The organism is Phaeodactylibacter sp. (genome assembly GCF_040219495.1).
Lineage (GTDB): Bacteria > Bacteroidota > Bacteroidia > Chitinophagales > Saprospiraceae > Phaeodactylibacter.
The window spans coordinates 82,135-99,586 of sequence record NZ_JAVJSK010000106.1; the positions used below are offsets into that span (position 1 = coordinate 82,135).

General features: G+C 52.2%; 4 protein-coding genes. All 4 read right to left on the reverse strand.

Annotated features, from left to right (window positions below; genetic code table 11):
* Positions 1 to 160 precede the first annotated feature (160 nt).
* Positions 161 to 2,842, reverse strand: a complete 2,682-nt coding sequence (locus tag RIC19_RS17105) for an HYR domain-containing protein (protein ID WP_350179564.1) — start codon at positions 2,840 to 2,842, stop codon at positions 161 to 163.
* Positions 2,843 to 3,536: 694 nt separating this feature from the next.
* Positions 3,537 to 7,481: an HYR domain-containing protein gene (locus tag RIC19_RS17110; RefSeq protein ID WP_350179565.1), complete on the reverse strand. Its 3,945-nt coding sequence runs from the start codon at positions 7,479 to 7,481 to the stop codon at positions 3,537 to 3,539.
* 3,149 nt (positions 7,482 to 10,630) lie between these two features.
* Positions 10,631 to 11,557, reverse strand: a complete 927-nt coding sequence (locus RIC19_RS17115; RefSeq protein ID WP_350179566.1) for a PorP/SprF family type IX secretion system membrane protein — start codon at positions 11,555 to 11,557, stop codon at positions 10,631 to 10,633.
* A 66-nt stretch (positions 11,558 to 11,623) separates the two neighbouring features.
* On the reverse strand, positions 11,624 to 17,452 hold a 5,829-nt coding region (locus tag RIC19_RS17120; protein WP_350179567.1), incomplete at its 5' end, for a cohesin domain-containing protein.

Consider the following 17,452-nt stretch of genomic DNA (forward strand, 5'->3'; position numbering starts at 1 on the left):
GGGAAAAACGAGCTGTTTTCAACCACGCAAAGGCTTTCTTTAGAAGCTTAGCCCTAGCTAAGTGACTAAAAAAAGGCATCGCGTGGGAAGGAAAGAGCCATTTTAACCCTGCAATGATCCCCGACGCATCAAGTCTAATAAGTTCTAAAACATATTTCTGCTATGGCATACGGACCAACCGGCCCTGATGCTGAAGGGTTGTTGACGACAACCGGAAGAAATAGGTACCGGGTGTTTGTAACTGATGCACTGGCAGCGCCCATTCGTTCGTGCCTTTGAAGGCCGGACGGGACCGCTGCAGCACCATCTGCCCATTCGTATTCCAAATCTGTAGCTCTACCACCTCTGTTGCAGGCAGGTTATAACGCAACAGCAATTGTTCCCGGAAGGGATTGGGCAGGACCTCTACCCTCGGGGCAAAGGAAGATGTGCCAAAGTCCAGCGCTACGGCATGTTCCTGATGCCCCTGTACAGTACGGCTATCGCCTGATAGTGCAAGGGAGGCGCTTAGCAAACCGGATACTCCAGACTTAACCCGCAGCACAAATACAGGCTCATGCGGCGTTGGAGAGCCGATCCAGCTCAACGTGGTTGAGCTGCCCGTAGTGGCGTTGGAGAAAACTGCCCCAACGGCACCTTTTTCCACTGCTACCACTTCCATTCCCGGATGCGTCAAGTGCAGCAGCCCCCCGCTGAACGCCTCCGCTGCGGAAGGGCCATATACCGGAATACGGTAAGTTTTCCCGGACTGCAGATACTGATCTTGTACCGGCATGCGGGCCACCAAATGACTACGGTTTTCCAGCGTACTGAATGTGGCGGAGGTGTCCTCTATTGCGCTGCCATTCACATCGCCCAGTTTGATGCCTACGAAGTGCCCGTTCATGAAATCCGCTCCCAGAGTATCAATCAGAATAGACTCCGGGTACCCCATCGTCATGAGGCTGTCATCCGGAAAAGCAAAAGACTCAGGGACAAACCGCCAGCCCAGGTCGTCTGCCAAACCGGGCTGCACGCCGAGCAATATAAAATGCAGCATCATAATATCGTCTGAATCCAGCGTACCCGACTGATTTACATCGGCAGCCGCCAATTGGTAGGGGTTCTCTATGGTATCCACTCCCATCAGGTGGCGAGCGATAGCCAGCAGGTCGCCTGTCGTGATCCCATCGCGCGGATCATCTGCTTTTTGAGCGGTAATTTCATAACTGCCCCCCATTGGCATTTCACTAAACAGGTAGTCGCCGAGGGTGTCGGTCATTGCCATATCCAGCCCATTCAGGCGCACCTCCGTACCCGGGATTTTATCGCCCTGGAAGTCATAGATATGACCAGCGATGGCAGCCATGGGGTCAGCAGCGGTGGTGTCCGGGCTGCAAACCCCTGCATTGTCTTGCACGACCGCACTTGTCAGGCAGTAGCCCCAGTTACCAGCCTTGTCACCTACCCATAGCGCAATGACATTCATGCCCAGGTTGTCGCAGGTGAAAGGGAGCACATCGCTTGATGGGGGGGTAGTCTGCCCCGGAGCAGGCTCGAAGCCTAGGCGGAGTTCCAGGTGTTCGTAGTCCGTACAGTTATCGTAGCTGCTCCCAATTTCTATATCTGATGCCCAAAGCTCGTTCATGCCGCCCTGCATGAGCGCTATGGCCACGCCCTCCAGGCAAACGGGAGTGGGCGCGGTGGCATCCTCTACGGTGACGGTAATTTCACAGCTGCTGGTATTGTTGCAGCCATCTTCCAGTACATATTTCATTTCGTAAGTCCCTACAGGTACGCCGGAAAACTGCATCCCTGTGCCCAAATCGCCAAATGCGCTAACGGCTACACCAGGCAGGCAGTCTTGTATATCCGTAGGTTGAGGCAAGGTAAAGCTGGCTTCACAACTGGTGAAGGAGGTGGGTACGATCAGGTCATCCGGGCAGGTAAAAACCGGTGGCAGGGTATCCTGAATTTTCAGAATTTGGGTTGCGCTCCAAATCCCGGTATTTCCACCGTATTCATAAGTACACCAGTCGATCACACGCCACTCCCGGAGGATTTTCACGCAGGATTCCGAAGCGGCCGTGAAGACCCAGTCTTCATAATTGGTAGCAATCAGCTCGCAGTCTTCGTACCACACTTCCGGGCGGTCGAAAGGTGCGGGCAGGTTTTCCGGTGACAGATCATCTATCGTTGTGCAAGCATAGGTGGTATAATCCGGAGGAAAGTGCACCTCTACCGGGGTATTGTCATACAGGTAGATGGTCTGCGTACAGGAGCTGGTATTGCCATAATTGTCGGTTGCGGTCCAGGTGCGGACAATTTGCCCGGACCCGCAGTTATTCGTATTCTCCTGGTCATTAAATACCAGGTTGGCAACCCCGCAGTTATCAAAAGCGGAAGGAGCGCCTGCGTAGTCCCAATCGGTGGACTGATCGCAAGCCACGGATTGGGTAGGCGGGCAGTGCAAGCTTGGCGCCAGTTTATCCTCTACCGTTACTGAAGACCAGCAACTATTGGTATTCCCGGAACAGTCAATGGCCAATAATTCCACCATGACGGTTTGCCCGATGTCGTTGCAATCAAAAATAACGAAAGGGCCATAGGCGGCATAACTCTGCCCCATGCGGCGGACTTTTACGCCGGAGAAGCAGGCGTTGTCGTTACTTCCTTCGTCAAAAGTCCCGGCAAAAACGAGCGCTTCGCCATTCGTGGTTAAGGAGACGGTGACTTCATCGTCACAGATAGCGGTGGGTGCAATAGGGTCAGAAAGCGGGCCGCTTTCAGCGTAGGTCAGGGTGCGTGGCCCGCCGAAGAGCAGGGCACAAACTAGAATCAGGGTTTGGTTTTGAAGTTTCATATGGGTTTATGATTGTGAACAGGCAAAATCAAGTAGTATATATACTTACCTCGCGCGACCGAGGGGAGTATAACCAAAAGGCGTCAACCCGGGGGGGGGGGATGTGCAGGCATGACGGCGACCGACATGAGTGAAGTTGCAGCCCGGAGGCAAGCTCTAATCTGCTTACTCCGATTTCCGCACTTCACCGACCGCTGATACGGCTCACGAATATTCTTAGTCTATTAGATAGCGTTTATTAACGCAAAGGGAAGGCAATAATGCCTGGGTAGATATGCCTCATGGGTACGCCGGGTACAGCGCTTGCAAAAATTGAGGCGATTTTCTCTGGTATGATGTGGTAAAAATAGGAAGACGACAGCGAGCTGCCATCTTCCTTGTTTTTGGCTGGGTTAAGTTGTAACCTAGCCTTTCAAAGCTCGTGGAGAAATTGAATACCGTGGGGGGAACTGTATTCATCGTTTCTCCTAATAAACAGAAAATACGGGGGGATGAATTTTCGATCACAAGATACGAATTAAAGCTAAGTCTTGCAAAAAAAATTCGCCCCCGCTGGGAAAACGGAGGCGAATGGTAAACATTTTGTCGTCAATAGTCAAACGAAGCTGGCCTGGCTACCCGTTTGTGCACCCGTCTGTCCAGTTGGGAAGGCTAGCGCTCAGCGGTTGCACAAAGGGTGCCTTACCGGGATTTATCAATTCATCAGGATCATTTTCTTGGTGGCGGCATAGTCCGCAGTTTGCAATTGGTAGTACAGCAGGCCGGAAGCAGACAAGTCGTCCCCTTTGATGATGAGCTCGTGGGAGCCCGCATCGTAGTAGCCTTCCTGATGGAAGAGGACTTTACCAGCCATATCGTACACCGTCACCTTCGCTTCCCCTGCAATCGGCAGCTTGAAGCCAATCACAGTTTTGGTACTAAAGGGGTTGGGCCGGTTCTGGTACAATTCGTACCCTTCTACCCGTACACTCCCTGAGGAGGAAATGGCTTCGCCGAAGTTGAGCCCGACATCCATGATATTGCCCTCCATGTCGTAGGCCTCTTTAGTAGTTGGCACGCTGGTGAAGCTCAGCAGTTCTTCCAGGGACGCTATTGGCTGACGGGCGCGGAAGGTGATGGCAAAGAGCTCAGACTGCCCTTCACCCGGCGTTGTACCCGACTGATTCCAGCTCGTTGTGATCCAGCCGTCGTGGGTTTGCTGCAGGTTGAAGTTGGTGCCAGACATGCCCGGCACGGGGCCGGCGGCAAGTTCCATGTACTCCAGTATTTCCGTGTTGTACCGGAGGGTAAACTGGTAGCCCAGCACCGCATTCAGCCCTGTGGTGGAAAATGGGATGGTGAACTCCTGCCCTTCATTGACGCTTACATCGGGTACATTAATCATCATACTGCCTTCTGGGTCCCGCTCATCAATATCTGAGAAATCATTGGGCGAAGCAGAGACGTCTACATCCCCCACTTTGATGGCAACGAAATTGGCGTCCGTATGGTCCTGGTCAAACCCATTGATATTGACCACTTCGGGGAAAGATGTGGCAAAAGGGTTGTTGGGGTTCAGGAAGATGTGGTTGGCATCTACAAAGCGCCAGGAGGTATTGCCGTTAGGCAGCTCAACTTCCAGCCCAAGGATCATTTTCCGCAGGGCGATGATATCCAGGGTCGAGATCGAACCAGAGCGATTGACATCCGCTGCGATCATTTTGTAGGGTGTATTGAGGGGCTGTACGCCAAGGATGTGGCGACTGATCAACAACAGGTCCAGCGTAGACACCCCGTTCAGAGGATCGGTATTGCGCTCAGGATGCAAGGTGTAACTCCCGCCAAAGGGCACGCCCAGCAGTTCGAAGAAGCCGTTGTTGCTCGTGTAAGCCATCATAGGGTCGTTGGTCATTACTTCCACCATGACCCCCTCCACATACTGTCCGGACTCGGTGGTCACTTCACCGGCAATCATACCGCCAGCTGCCTGCGGGCAAACCCCGTTGTTGTCTTGCACGGCAATGACCGTTAAACAATGCCCACTGTTTCCAGAGGCGTCTTCTGCCCAAAACTCAATCATCTGGTTGCCGACATCCTCGCAGGTGAAAGTCAGTTGTGGTGTTGTGGGCTGCCCGGTGCCGGCCCGGCGGATCGACAGCTTGATCTCATCAGCAGGGGTGCAATTATCCGTTGTGCTGCCATTGAAGGCACCGGCGCTGATCATCGCCATAGGTTCTCCGTTCATCGGAGCAAGGTTGACAGACAAGCCAACGATACAAACCGGCTGCGGGGAAGTCTGATCTTCGACCGTCACTTCCACCTGGCAGGTAGAGACATTCCCGCAGCGGTCGTTTGCAAAAAAGGTAACAACCGTGGCACCCTCAGGGTATACGCCACTGCCGTTTGCCCCACCTACACCTGCATAAGGCGAGTTGTTGGTGATCAGGATATTGGTGCTGCAATCGTCCGCAGTGACATCTGGCAGCGCCACCGGCCCCTGCCCGCACATAGAGCCCATATTCACCGTTACATCATCCGGGCAGGATATGACCGGAGGGTCAAGGTCTTCAACCTTGATGACCTGCACATCTGAGAACCGCCCGCCCGCTGAGGGGTTTTCCGGATCGTACTGACACCAGTCGAGCACCACCCACTCCCTCAATATTTTATAGCAAGCCGGGAAGGCGACATCGTAAAACTCATCGGTATGGTTTACACCAATCATGGAGCAGCCCGGGTCCGTAATCACCGGCTCGTCGAAGCCGTCGGGGAGATCATCCGGATCAGTTGGCGCACCACAAATAGTAAGGGTATAATCATCAGGGAAGTCGATATGGCTTGGGCTGAGCGGGTTCTGATTCACCACTTGTATAGTCTGAATACAACCGCCCATATTCCCGGAGGGGTCTACGGCTGAAAAAGTCCGGGTGATTGTTCCTTCACCGCAGCCATCCACATCTACGGTTTCTTCCAGGGACACCACTGCTGAGCAGTTGTCCATCACGCTTGCGTTTCCAAAGATGCTCAGGTCACTGTAATCATCGGTGCAGTCTATGGTTTGATTTTGCGGACAAACCACTATGGGGGCGAGCTTATCCTGGACTTCCACATTGACCATACATTCGGCAAAGTGGCCGAAGAGGTCGCCGCCCGGGAGCTGCCGGGTAGGGTCAATGGGGCCACTCCCCGGATTGATTTCGTATACCCGCATGATCACCCGGATATTCGTGGAATCGATTTCCTCACAGCAGAAGCTGACGTTGTCATCAAACCATTCCTGGTAGCCGGGAATGTTGGAGTCATCCCCGTTAAGGCCCGCACAGCTGCCAGTGGTCATTCGGCGGGCTTTGAAGAAGAGCTGTTGTGCACAGTTGTCGTTACTGCCACCATTGAAGGAGCCTGCGAAGACGGTACCTTGCCCGTTATTGGATAAACTAACGATTGTGGTCTCTTCACAAACCGCAGTGGGCACTTCCTGGTCTACTACATTGAGCGTGGTGGTGCAGCTCCGGGTATTGCCACAGAAGTCTACGGAGGAATACTGAATGGTGTGCGTCCCTACCGGTACGAAGGAGTGAGGCCCTACACCGACGGCACCAAATGAGGTACTGACAAAGAAGGTTGCATTCGGGTCACAATCGTCTAAAACGGTAGGTGCAGGCAAGGTCACTGTAGCCCAGCAGGCCCCGGTATTCGTAGAAACCGTAATCGGCCCCGGGCAGGTAATCTCTGGTGCCACCGTATCTACTACTGTGATGAGCTGCAGGTCGGTAGCCATTGTGCCGGAGCAAGACTCAGTCACCGTCCAGGTACGTTGGATCTGGTACTCAATATTGCCGCAAAGGTTGAGGGTGTCATCATTGAAAGTCACGTTGAGGTCGCACGTATTCGTATTCTCGATGATGATGCCAAACAGTTCCGGCTGCCCGGTCATATTGAGGCTTGGTGGCCCTACTTCACAACTGAGCAGCGTATCTAACGGAAAGTCAAGATCGGTATTCAGATCAGGCCGCTGCAGTAAGATAAACTGGGAGCAGGAAGAGGTATTGCCCTGCTCATCCGCAGCATTCCACACGCGCTCCAGTATCGCTTTGTTGTCATTGGCGCAGGTGAAGTTGGTGAAATTATCAAAGTAGTTTACGGTAATATCACTAGAACAGTTATCCGTCACATCCGGAACGCCTAATACAACGGCGGAGGTATCCGAGATACAACTGATGGTGTCATTTACGCAGCTGATCACCGGGGGGCTGATGTCTACTGCCCGGATGAAGCTGTTGCAAAAGATGCCGGTGAGGACATCCGTTACGGTTACCGACAAGACTTGCCCCGCGTAGGGAGCGGGGTCAAACAGAACCAGGCTGGTATCGGAAACGATGATGTTATTCATGGTATCCCGTATGGTAAGTATTTTATCGCCGGGGCAGATGATCGGCACTTCCAGCACATCCAGGGGGGTCAGTTCCACGTTGCAGTCTCCATTGACGGGAATGTTCAGCGGGGAGTTGGGGCTACCGCCATTACAGGCCAGGTCGCACTGAGCGGACAGGGGCTGACTGGCCAGTATGGCAAATAACACAACGCTGAGGGTTTGCACCAACCGGGCGTGCAGCGCTCGCGGCCAGCCCGATGTTTTTTTCTTTTTTGATAAGTGTTTCATTTTTGATGTAGTTTATGAGTGATTCTGAAATACCTTGATGATGGGCATAGTACTGCCAGGCTACCTTGTGGCAGCTTCTGCAGATTATGCCGTTCTCGTTATTCGTGCCGGATGAAGCGCTCCGCCCCGATTGGAAAGCCATTAGCTGAGTCCAGTATCGGTTGAGCGTCCTTCCGGCTAATTGCCCAGATAATTATCTGGGCCATGTAAGAGTGCCCTGCCGTGTCCCGGTCAGTGCGTCTTTATCCGGGCCTGCTGACCAAGCGTAGTGCGTCAGAAAAAGCCCTGGGGGGATCGTGCAATACGTTGCACAGCGCGACCGGCTCCTATGCGTTGTTTCAAAAAAGCTGGCCGAGCAGTGCCTATGACTCCGGCTTTAGCCAAAGCCAGTATCTACGCCTCGTATATTTGCAAGTCCTCATTTCTTTTGTCGTTCGTTATAAAATGTCATGCGCCCGGCATCTTCCTGCTCCCTTAGACTCGGAATAGCCCATGGATTATTCCGGAAACAACAGGCGCAGAAGCTTGGGAAACCAAAGGTTCCAAGCGTGAAATACGCCGCATTATTTCGCCCTAGCAGCCGCCTATTCAACCGCTCTGTAAAGTGGCCACGAAGGCCAACGATACTTCTGCACATGATCCAATCGTTTTTCACACATTGACTGTCGATTTTTCTAATACGCCTCTGTGTTTTGTCCGGCATGCACCAACGGGGCATCCATAGTATATTTTTTCCCGGTCTCAATGGACCTGGTAAAGTTTATGTTTAGAGCGGGTTGCAAACCATACGGTCGGGCATAGCCTGCTGATGAACCAAAGCTCATCAGACCAAGCGCATTCTGCCTCCCTGTGTTTGCCTGCCGAAGTGCCTCTAAACGCCAGTAAGTTATTGCGTCGGCCCGTTGGGGTGGCCTACCAATCCATCGCCGGTATAAGTATGCCGCAGATTCAGCACTGCCCAAGTGCTTTTTCAAATATGAAGCAACGGGTAATCTGTGGCATCTTACTCCGCTTTTCAAAGATGAGCAGAAGGAGTATTTCCCCTCGGCTGGATATAACGTTCGGCTTCTCCGAAGTCTTCCAGCATATGCGGTCTTTCCTACCTGTCATTCCATACCTGACAAAGCACTAGCATGACCCTTCCGGCAAAGGCAGGTTTGCCCTGCTCGCCAAACGAAGAGAAGCAACACTAAAGCCCCTTTCTAAAGCCAGGCTCCATGCGCCTAAGCAGACCAGTAGCCATTGCTTAACATTGAGCTGCATCATACATCATACTGTTTTTGTTTTGCGGTTAAAGTGGCCGGCCCCATGCAGAGCCGGCATCACCAATAACCGTATTGATTGATCGTTTTGCTATTCGTGACGGACCACAGCACATCGAACAGACGCACCGGTCCGCTATCTGTCTACCCGATACACGATGATCAGGCATCTCTTTCAGGCACCTGGGGGGAGTGGTGCGCTGAATGCTTTTCTGATTTCCGGCCCCGGTTATGCGTGACCAACCCTATAAATCGGCTGACCGTGCCTAACCGCAGTGCCGGGTTTGCCCTTTGAACAGATTGGAGGTCGCCAATCCTCACGAGCGCTTCAGACCAGGGCCTGATTCACCAGGACAGGGCTACGCCCCAGCCAGGCTGAAGACAGCTGTAATACTGCACTTCCTTTCCTGCTTTGCCGACCTACTGTTTTCGTCCTACTGCCGGCTCCAACGTTGAGGGCGGCAGGCGGAGGTATACCCCACCCTACCCTATCAAACAATGTTCTAAGGTTTTGCATATTTACCTTTGTTGATGTACAGTAGAGCCTTCGTATAACCCGGTGCCACCTACGGAGCTGCAGCGAAGCAACTACGCGATCATGCACAGGCGTTGGCAAAACAAGTAGGCCCAAACGAGCGAAGCCCGAGCACTGCGCCTACACAGTATCCGGGCAAAACAACTGAATGAAAATACAGTCAGCCTTTACCCAGACAGGAGCGCACCCGCTGACGCAGGGTACTGGATATTCCAATGCCTTGCATCTGCTTGCTTCCGAACTTATGCGATTTGGCTATTGCCTTATCGCATAGTTGCGGGAAGGGGTACAGCTGAAGATACTGCAATCAATGTCTAAGAGCGTGTTGGGACTTTAGTAATCGGCCTGCAAACTACACTTTTTTGCTTATACTTCGTTCCGAAAATCCTCATTTAGCTAAGGCTAAACTCCGGTTTTCATGCCTCGCCTAACCAAAAAATTGTTAGTTTTCGACTAGAAGACAAAAGTTCCAACACGCTCTAAGCCTGCACAGGGCCGCCGACTGTTTCATAACAGCCTGATACGGCATATGCCTGCTTATTCACTCTGCTAACCCGCATAGGGTAGCGAACAGTAAATTTGCTGTACACGGGCACACACAGCGGTGCACCGGCGCTTTTTTTTGTTTTGCCTGTTTGAAGGCTACTGACTCAACTCTATACCTGCTAAAAGCGTGCCAAAAATTGAAATCGGTAGAAAAAGGTGGGGAATCAGCAAATTCATGCGGCTGATACGCTTGACCTGATGGGGTTTTCAGGCTTAGAGCCCTTGCTGGTGCAGAGCCCAAAAGTAAAAAAGCCCCCCTTCTAATGAAAGAAGAGAGGCCATCCCAAAAACCGATTTAAGTATAAACTTGAAAAACGGTTCTTGCGAATCACATACAATCCAATCGCCTAAATCTTTGCAGCCAATATATGCGCTGCGTGTGTATGTTTACGGAATCAAATTTGAAAAGTTTCAATTTGTTTCAGGAAAAGTTTCCCGGTATTCCAAAAACCTACTTCCTCCCCCGGCCCGGATTCCACGGAAGCCTCCAGGCGGGGGAGGATGCGGAAAAAGCTAAAGGCTTCAGCCGCACGCAGGCGAATAAATAACTACATCAAAATTCGTTTTAGGCCATCATTTTGCCTGACAGTATTCCTTTAAACACTGCCTGTTTTTTGAAGTGTTTCATCCATTCACCAAATGAGCGCTATTTAAAAATCACCCCGGGCTATCGCTCCTCAGGCAAAATCTAAACAGGTCCCAGAAGGCAATTGAGCACACAAACGGACCTTTCCGCAGCGCTTGCTCATTCAGTAAGAAAGAAGCAAAGACCTTGCCAAATTCTTCAACCCTTAACGGAAATCGTTTTAGTACCGGCGGCGTTTTTTATCTTTCCGGTCGAAGCCCAGAATCAGGCTGATCTCGTGTGAGCCATTGTTGTAGCTCTGGAACTCCTGGAAAAAGACATCATAGCTGTAGTAAATCTGAACGTTGCTCGTTTCACTCATCGCCAGCTGCGTCCCCAACAGGATGCCCAGCGCGCCGAGTGAACGGTAAGACAGCCCTGTGGTGAGCTGATTGTCCATGAAGCGCGCCATCAGATTGATATCAATCTGGGAAGGTACATCCCTGACATTACGCAACATGATAGAAGGCTCGAAGGAAAAGTCCAGGTCTTCCACATCCAATCTATGGCTGGCAAAGAAAGTATAGTATTCCAGGATAGACTCCTGATCGTTTTGAGAGATCCTTGAGCGGACCAGGTTGTTAAAGGTAAGGCCTACGCGGGTATTTTCGCCAAAAGAACTATAGAAGCCTAATGCAGCATCAAACTCTCCCTTGCCGTTCATAAAGTCCTGCACCAACTCATCGCTAAAGTCGACGAAGTTATTGGTCATAACGCTATTATCGAGGGTCAGTTGCTGGTATTCAGCCTGAAAGCCCGCAGCGAGTTTCACATTATCACCAATATCAAAACGGAAAGCATAGTTCAGGTGGGCACGCAGCCGCTGCAACTGTGCTGCAGACTCTGTCAACACGCCTACACCCACGCCAAAGTTATCACCCAATGGGCCATTGTACTGTGCAGCGTAAGTCGTGGGAGCATCCGAAAACCCCGACCACTGCGCCCGTGCATTGAGCTGCAGCTGATAGGAATTATCAAACCCCACTGCGCTTGGGTTAATGAGTACCGGCGTGAGATTATAATGGCCAAAGATGGCTTCGTCCTGAGCCGTTGCCAACTGCCAGGTGCCCAGGCAGCAAAAAAGGAGGAGTAGAAATTTATTTTTCATCGTCAAATCGGTTGAGGGTTGAAGAATGGAGCAGGGGCGGAAAACCACCTGCTCCTCATATCTTAATTAATCTTCACGAAGAATGGTCAATGAGCCCCGCTGCTGACGAGGGTTCCCTTCCGGGTCGGTGTAATCGAGTACATAGTAGTATGGGCCTTCCGGCAATGGCGATCCATCTTGGGTCACACCATTCCAGGTATTATTGTAATTGTCGGCTTCAAATACCAATTGTCCCCAGCGGTTAAAGATTTGCAGGTGGTTATCCGGGAACTCGTTCACACACAGAATAATAAACTCTTCATTCGCCCCATCGTTATCGGGTGTAAGAATGATGCGGTCGGAGAAACAAGGGAAGCGACGGTCCTCTACGCCTACGGAAGTGAGTTCAGAAAGGCAGCCGTTGCGGTCCCGTACCTGCAGGAAGTACTCCCCGTAGCAAAGGTCAAACAGTTCCGGGCCCTCACTGTCAGATTGTTCCCAGTTGTAAGTATAAGGCGCTGAGCCTCCATCCACAATCGCAGTGACCGCACCGTTACAGCCTTCCGTTGCAGGCTCTGTTTCGAAGGTCAACGTCACGGGTTCCGGATTTTCCACCTCAAAAATAGCAGTCTGCTGGCAGTTGTTGCCATCGAGCACTGTCACCGAATAGGCAGCAGGCTCCAACTGTGTGATGCGGTTACCGAAGCCGCCGTTGCTCCAGAAGTAGTCGAGGGGCTCGATAGCGCCATCAACGTTGGCCGTAATGGCTCCATTGCGGCCATCGTTGCAAAGCACATCCTGAATGAAGGCTTCCACTGTAATGCTGTCCGGAGCCACAAGCTCAATCTGATTGGTAGCCGTACAGCCTACTTCGTCCTGTACCATCAGTTGGTATGTACCTGCAGGCAGATCAACAATCTCCTCGCCAGTGCCCACCAACATGCTCGTTGCAACGTTGGTCCATTCGTACAGGTAGCCACTACTTCCCGTTGCTATCGCGCTCAGGGCGCCATCCGTAGCATCAGCACAGCTCACATCAAATCCATTGTAATTTTCTTCCGAAGTCACCGCAACCGCCAGACTAGACTCCGTCTCAATCACGACCTGACGGGTCAACATATTACCAGAGGCTTCCGTGATGATCAGGGTGTAAGTACCTGCCATCAGCCCTGTGGGGTCTTCCACATTTGACACCTGATTGCCATTGGCGTTATTCCAGACAAAGGTATAAGAAGGGTCACCACCTGTTACGGTAATATCAATGGCACCATTGGTGTCGTCCGGGCAGCTTGTAAATTCCACAGCGCCCACCTGCACATCAAAGTTATTGATGAATACAGAGTCGACTTCTATCGTGCAGCCATTCGCATCCGTTACAGTAGGAACGTACCACTGATCCGGGCAAAGCCCACCGATACTAGGCCCGATACTGCCATTATTCCAGGTAACGGTGTACTGTGGGGTGCCACCCGAGATACTTACCGAGACCTGTCCGTTACAGTTGCCCTCTGTGGCGTGGCTGTAGTCCGGAGCGGCTGCTTGCAGCGGTGCCGGGCTCGGAATCGAAATCGTAGTAGAAACTTCTGCGCCCAGTGCATCCGTAATGACGATCATCGTGGAGCCGGGAGGCAGATCTTCTACCGTATAGCTGTTGTCCGTAGCCATGTGAGCAATGACCTGGCCTTCTGCGTCTGTCACTTCAATTGTGTAATTGGGGACCCCGCCGTTGATCTGAATCTCCAGCGAACCGTCTTCGGTGTAGGAGCAACTTGTTCCTACCGCTGTTACGGCCGGAGCACTCATTGGATCGGCAAAGAAAACATTGAAGCACGTATCCTTACTACAGTTGTTGTTGAAGTTATTGTCCGTTATCGTTACGCAGTATTCACCCGTTCCCAGGTTTGAAATACTGGGGTCGTTGGCTGAAAACGCATTGGGCCCGCTCCACTCGTAGGTCAACGGGCTGGTACCGCCGGTTGCATTCAGGGTGATCGACCCATTGGTATTCGTAGAAGCGCCGGTAACAGGTATCAGAGTCGGGTTGAAATTGATTTCGGGTGAAGCCCCAACGATGAAGGACATGCTCGCCATTTCATTATTGCTGTCCGTAACGGTGACAGAGTAGTTGCCGGCAGCAAGGCCGGTAGCGACTGCCCCCGTGGCCGTGGTACCGGTCCAGGCGTAAGTATATGTCGGTACACCGCCGTCTACGTTCAATTCGATAGCGCCGTTGGCTTCCCCAAAGCAGGCATCCGTGATATTGCTGTTGATACGCAGCACTTGCTCTACGGTAACGCAGGCGGTCGTCGTACAGTTATTAGCGTCTGTAACCGTAACGCAATACTCCCCCTGCTCATTCAGGTTGACCAGGCTGGAAACAGAAGAACTAAAGTTACCAGGGCCCGACCAGTTGTAGGTGTAGGGCGTCGTTCCGCCGCCCACCTGCAGGTTAACTCCGCCATCTACTCCCTGATCAATAGGGGTAGCGTCTATATTTTGGACAGCAAGCGCTGCATCCGGCTCATCCACCATAAAGAGGTCAGAAGCAGTACAGTCATTAGCATCCGTTACGACTACTGAATATTGCCCGGCTACGAGGTTACTGATCAGGCTCGTGTTGCCAGAGAAGTTATTGGGCCCGGACCAGTTATAGCTGAAGCCACCATTACCACCTGACACTGCCAGGTTGATGATACCGGTTGCTTCACCGGCACAGCTCACATCAGTAATGCCTTCAAACAGATTGATAGCGCTCGCTTCTTCCACATTAAAGGTTTCTGTGCTCTGACAGCTCGCATCATCAATAACAGTGACGGAATAAGTACCGGGAGAAAGGTTATTTAGTGTAGACGAACCAGGCACTCCGGGAGCCGTGCTCCAGAAGTAGTTGGCAGTACCCACAGCACCAGAAACAGACAGCGTGATAGAGCCGTCGTTTTCTCCAGCGCAGCTTTCGTCCTGTACGGTTTCATTGATAGCAGCTCCCTGGCCGGTACCGTTAGGCACGTTGTAGCAGTTTTCTGCTGTACACCCATTTTCATCCGTTACCGTTACACAGTAAGTGCCCCCGGGCAGATTGCTGGGGTTGGTCTGCCCGGATTGGATCCCGTTATCCCAGGCAATGGTGTAGCCCGGGTTGCCACCGGTAACATTAAGGTTAATAGACCCATTGGTGCCATTCAGGCAGGTTGGTGCCGTCACCCCACCGGTAATAGCAACCGCACTGGGTGGCGCATCGACGGTATAGGTAGCCGTGGTCATCAGCCCACCGTTGCCCATATCCGTTACCGTTACCGTGTAGTTGCCGGCGGTAAGGCTGTTAATAGTTGCCGTTGTAGCGTTGTTGTTCCACGCATAGCTGTAAGGACCGCCAGTGCCGCCGTTTACCGTCAGCGCGATGGTACCGGTCGCCTCGCCGAAGCAGTCCACATCTGTGATGTTAGCCTGAGCAATATTAGGTGGTTGAACAGCAGATACCGTAATGGTGCCCGGCTCACTGTTGAATGGAATGATATCGCCGTTGCTATCCGAAATCTCAATAGGCGTCACATCACTCGAGAAGGTGATGTCAGATACATCGCCATCGTCTCCAAGTACCGTGAAGCAGATTTCAAAAAGTATGGCGCCGTTTGGCAAATCTACCGGCGCAATGGACTGGCTAAACCAGTTCACTGAGATGTTACCGGTCCCGATCTGACTAGGTACACCAAAGTTGCCTGCCAGGGAGAAGTCAGGGATCGAAGGGTTAAGGTTATTGATATTCTGGAAGCTCAGCTGCGTTTCGTCATAATTGATGGTAAAGGCAAAACCAACCACATCCAGGAAATTCAGTACGTTGACCGGTACACAAACCTGCTCACCGGGCTGTACCGTCTGATCGGGGATGGATAGGCGGAACCCGTCAAAAGCGGAGTTGATGCAAATCGTCCCCTCTTCGCTACCAAAGCTCAAACTGCCTAGAGTGCTGCTGATAAAGTTGATCGGCTCATCGGAACCCGTGACCACCACATCCGAGCAAGTGTCTTCTGTACCAATGGCCGTAAAGCAGAGGTCAAAGAGTACCGTGCCATTAGCCAGGGTAGCCGCGCCACCACTCCAAGATACAGAAATAATACCCGGAGTCGAGGTATTGATATTGGCCCCTGAAAAGTTAGGGAGCATGGAAGTGATTGCATCCAGGTTGTCAAACTGAAGTTGATTTGCGTTGTACTCCAGCGTAAACCCAAAGTCTGTGATGTCTGTAAAGGCATCCACCGAGACCGGGACACAGACCGAGGCGTCCAGGTCGACCGAAGCGTCACCCACTTCCACCTGCACCTGCCCGGGCACGTTGTCCTCAATACAAACGGTGCCGTCTTCAAAGAAAGCAGGGATGATATTTTCGTCGGCATCAGAAAACTCGATGGCGGCAATATCGGAGGTAAACTCCAGGTCCGAGCAGGAGCCATCTACACCAAGTGCGGTGAAGCAAACTTCAAACAGCACTTCATTGTTTGGCAGTGATGTTGGGGTGAGGCTGTTTTCAAACCAGTTCACTGTGATGAAGCCAGCACTGGGATTACCAATGTTGGCGGCTACAGTAAAGCCCGTCAGGTTCGTCGTCAAGTTGGTTACTTGATCGAAGGACAGGTGGGTGGCGTCGTAATTGAGGGTGAACGACATGCCCACGATATCTTCGAAGTTCTGAACCGTAACAGGTACGCAGAAAGACTCAGCAGGCCCCACGTCCAGGCTACCTACGGTAAGCGTAAGGTCGGTGGTTACCCCCGTGAAGGTGATCGTCCCCGGGTCACTGTCAAACGGAATGATGTCTTCGTTCGCATCAGAAAACTCAATGGCAGCAACATCAGAAGTGAATTCAATATCAGAAGTCACTCCGCTGCCCATCGCCGTAAAGCAAATATCAAACAGTACTTCGCCGTCCGGCAGGGTAGTTGGAGTGAGGCTGTTTTCAAACCAGTTGACTGTGATAAAGCCAGCGCTTGGCGTACCGATATTGGCCGCTTCGCTAAAGCCGGGAAGGTTGGAAGTCAGGCCGGTTATATCGTCTAGTGTCAGTACGGCAGGATTGTAACTGATGGTAAAGGACATGCCAACGACTCCTTCGAAGTTGAAGGCCTTTACAGAAGTACAGAATTGATCACCCGGGTCTACGGTCTGATCATCAATCGTCAGAAACAGCCCATCCGGTGTTGGATCTCCGGAGATGGTGATCGTACCATTATTAATAACCGGAGGTACTACGTTTTCGTCTGCATCCGAGAATTCGATGGCGGCAACCTCAGAGGTGATGTCAACGGCTGCTGATCCACCGCCCAGGGCTTCGAAGCAAACCTCAAAGAGCACCGTGCCGTTGGGCAGGGTCGTTGGGTTAAGGCTATTCTCAAACCAGTTGACGGTTACCTGGCCGGGACCAGGGTTGCCAATATTACCGGCTTCGCTAAAGCCCGGAAGGCTGCCTGTCAGGTTCTGAACGTTGGTGAAAGTCAGCAGGGACGCATCGTAGCTCACCGTAAATGACATGCCAACAAGATCCGTAAAGTTATCTACTGTGATCGGCACACAAACCGTCTCTCCCTGATTGGCGGACGAACTGCCTGCGGTTACCGTCAGGTCGTCGGTGGGCGGTGGGCCGCCATTGATGTTCACCGTGCCGTCGTTGGACGTCAGGGGGATGATGTTTTCGTCGATGTCCGAGAATTCGATGGCCGCCACATCAGAGGTGATCTCCACTCCTGTCGTGCCAGAGCCAATCGCATCGAAGCAGACCTCCAGGATCACACTGCCGTCCGGCAAAGTAATCGGGGTGAGGCTGTTCTCAAACCAGTTGATGGTGACAAAGCCGGGGCTTGGGTTCGCGATGTTACCCGCTACGCTAAAGCCCGGAAGGCTGCCGTTCAGGTTGGTCACCCCAGT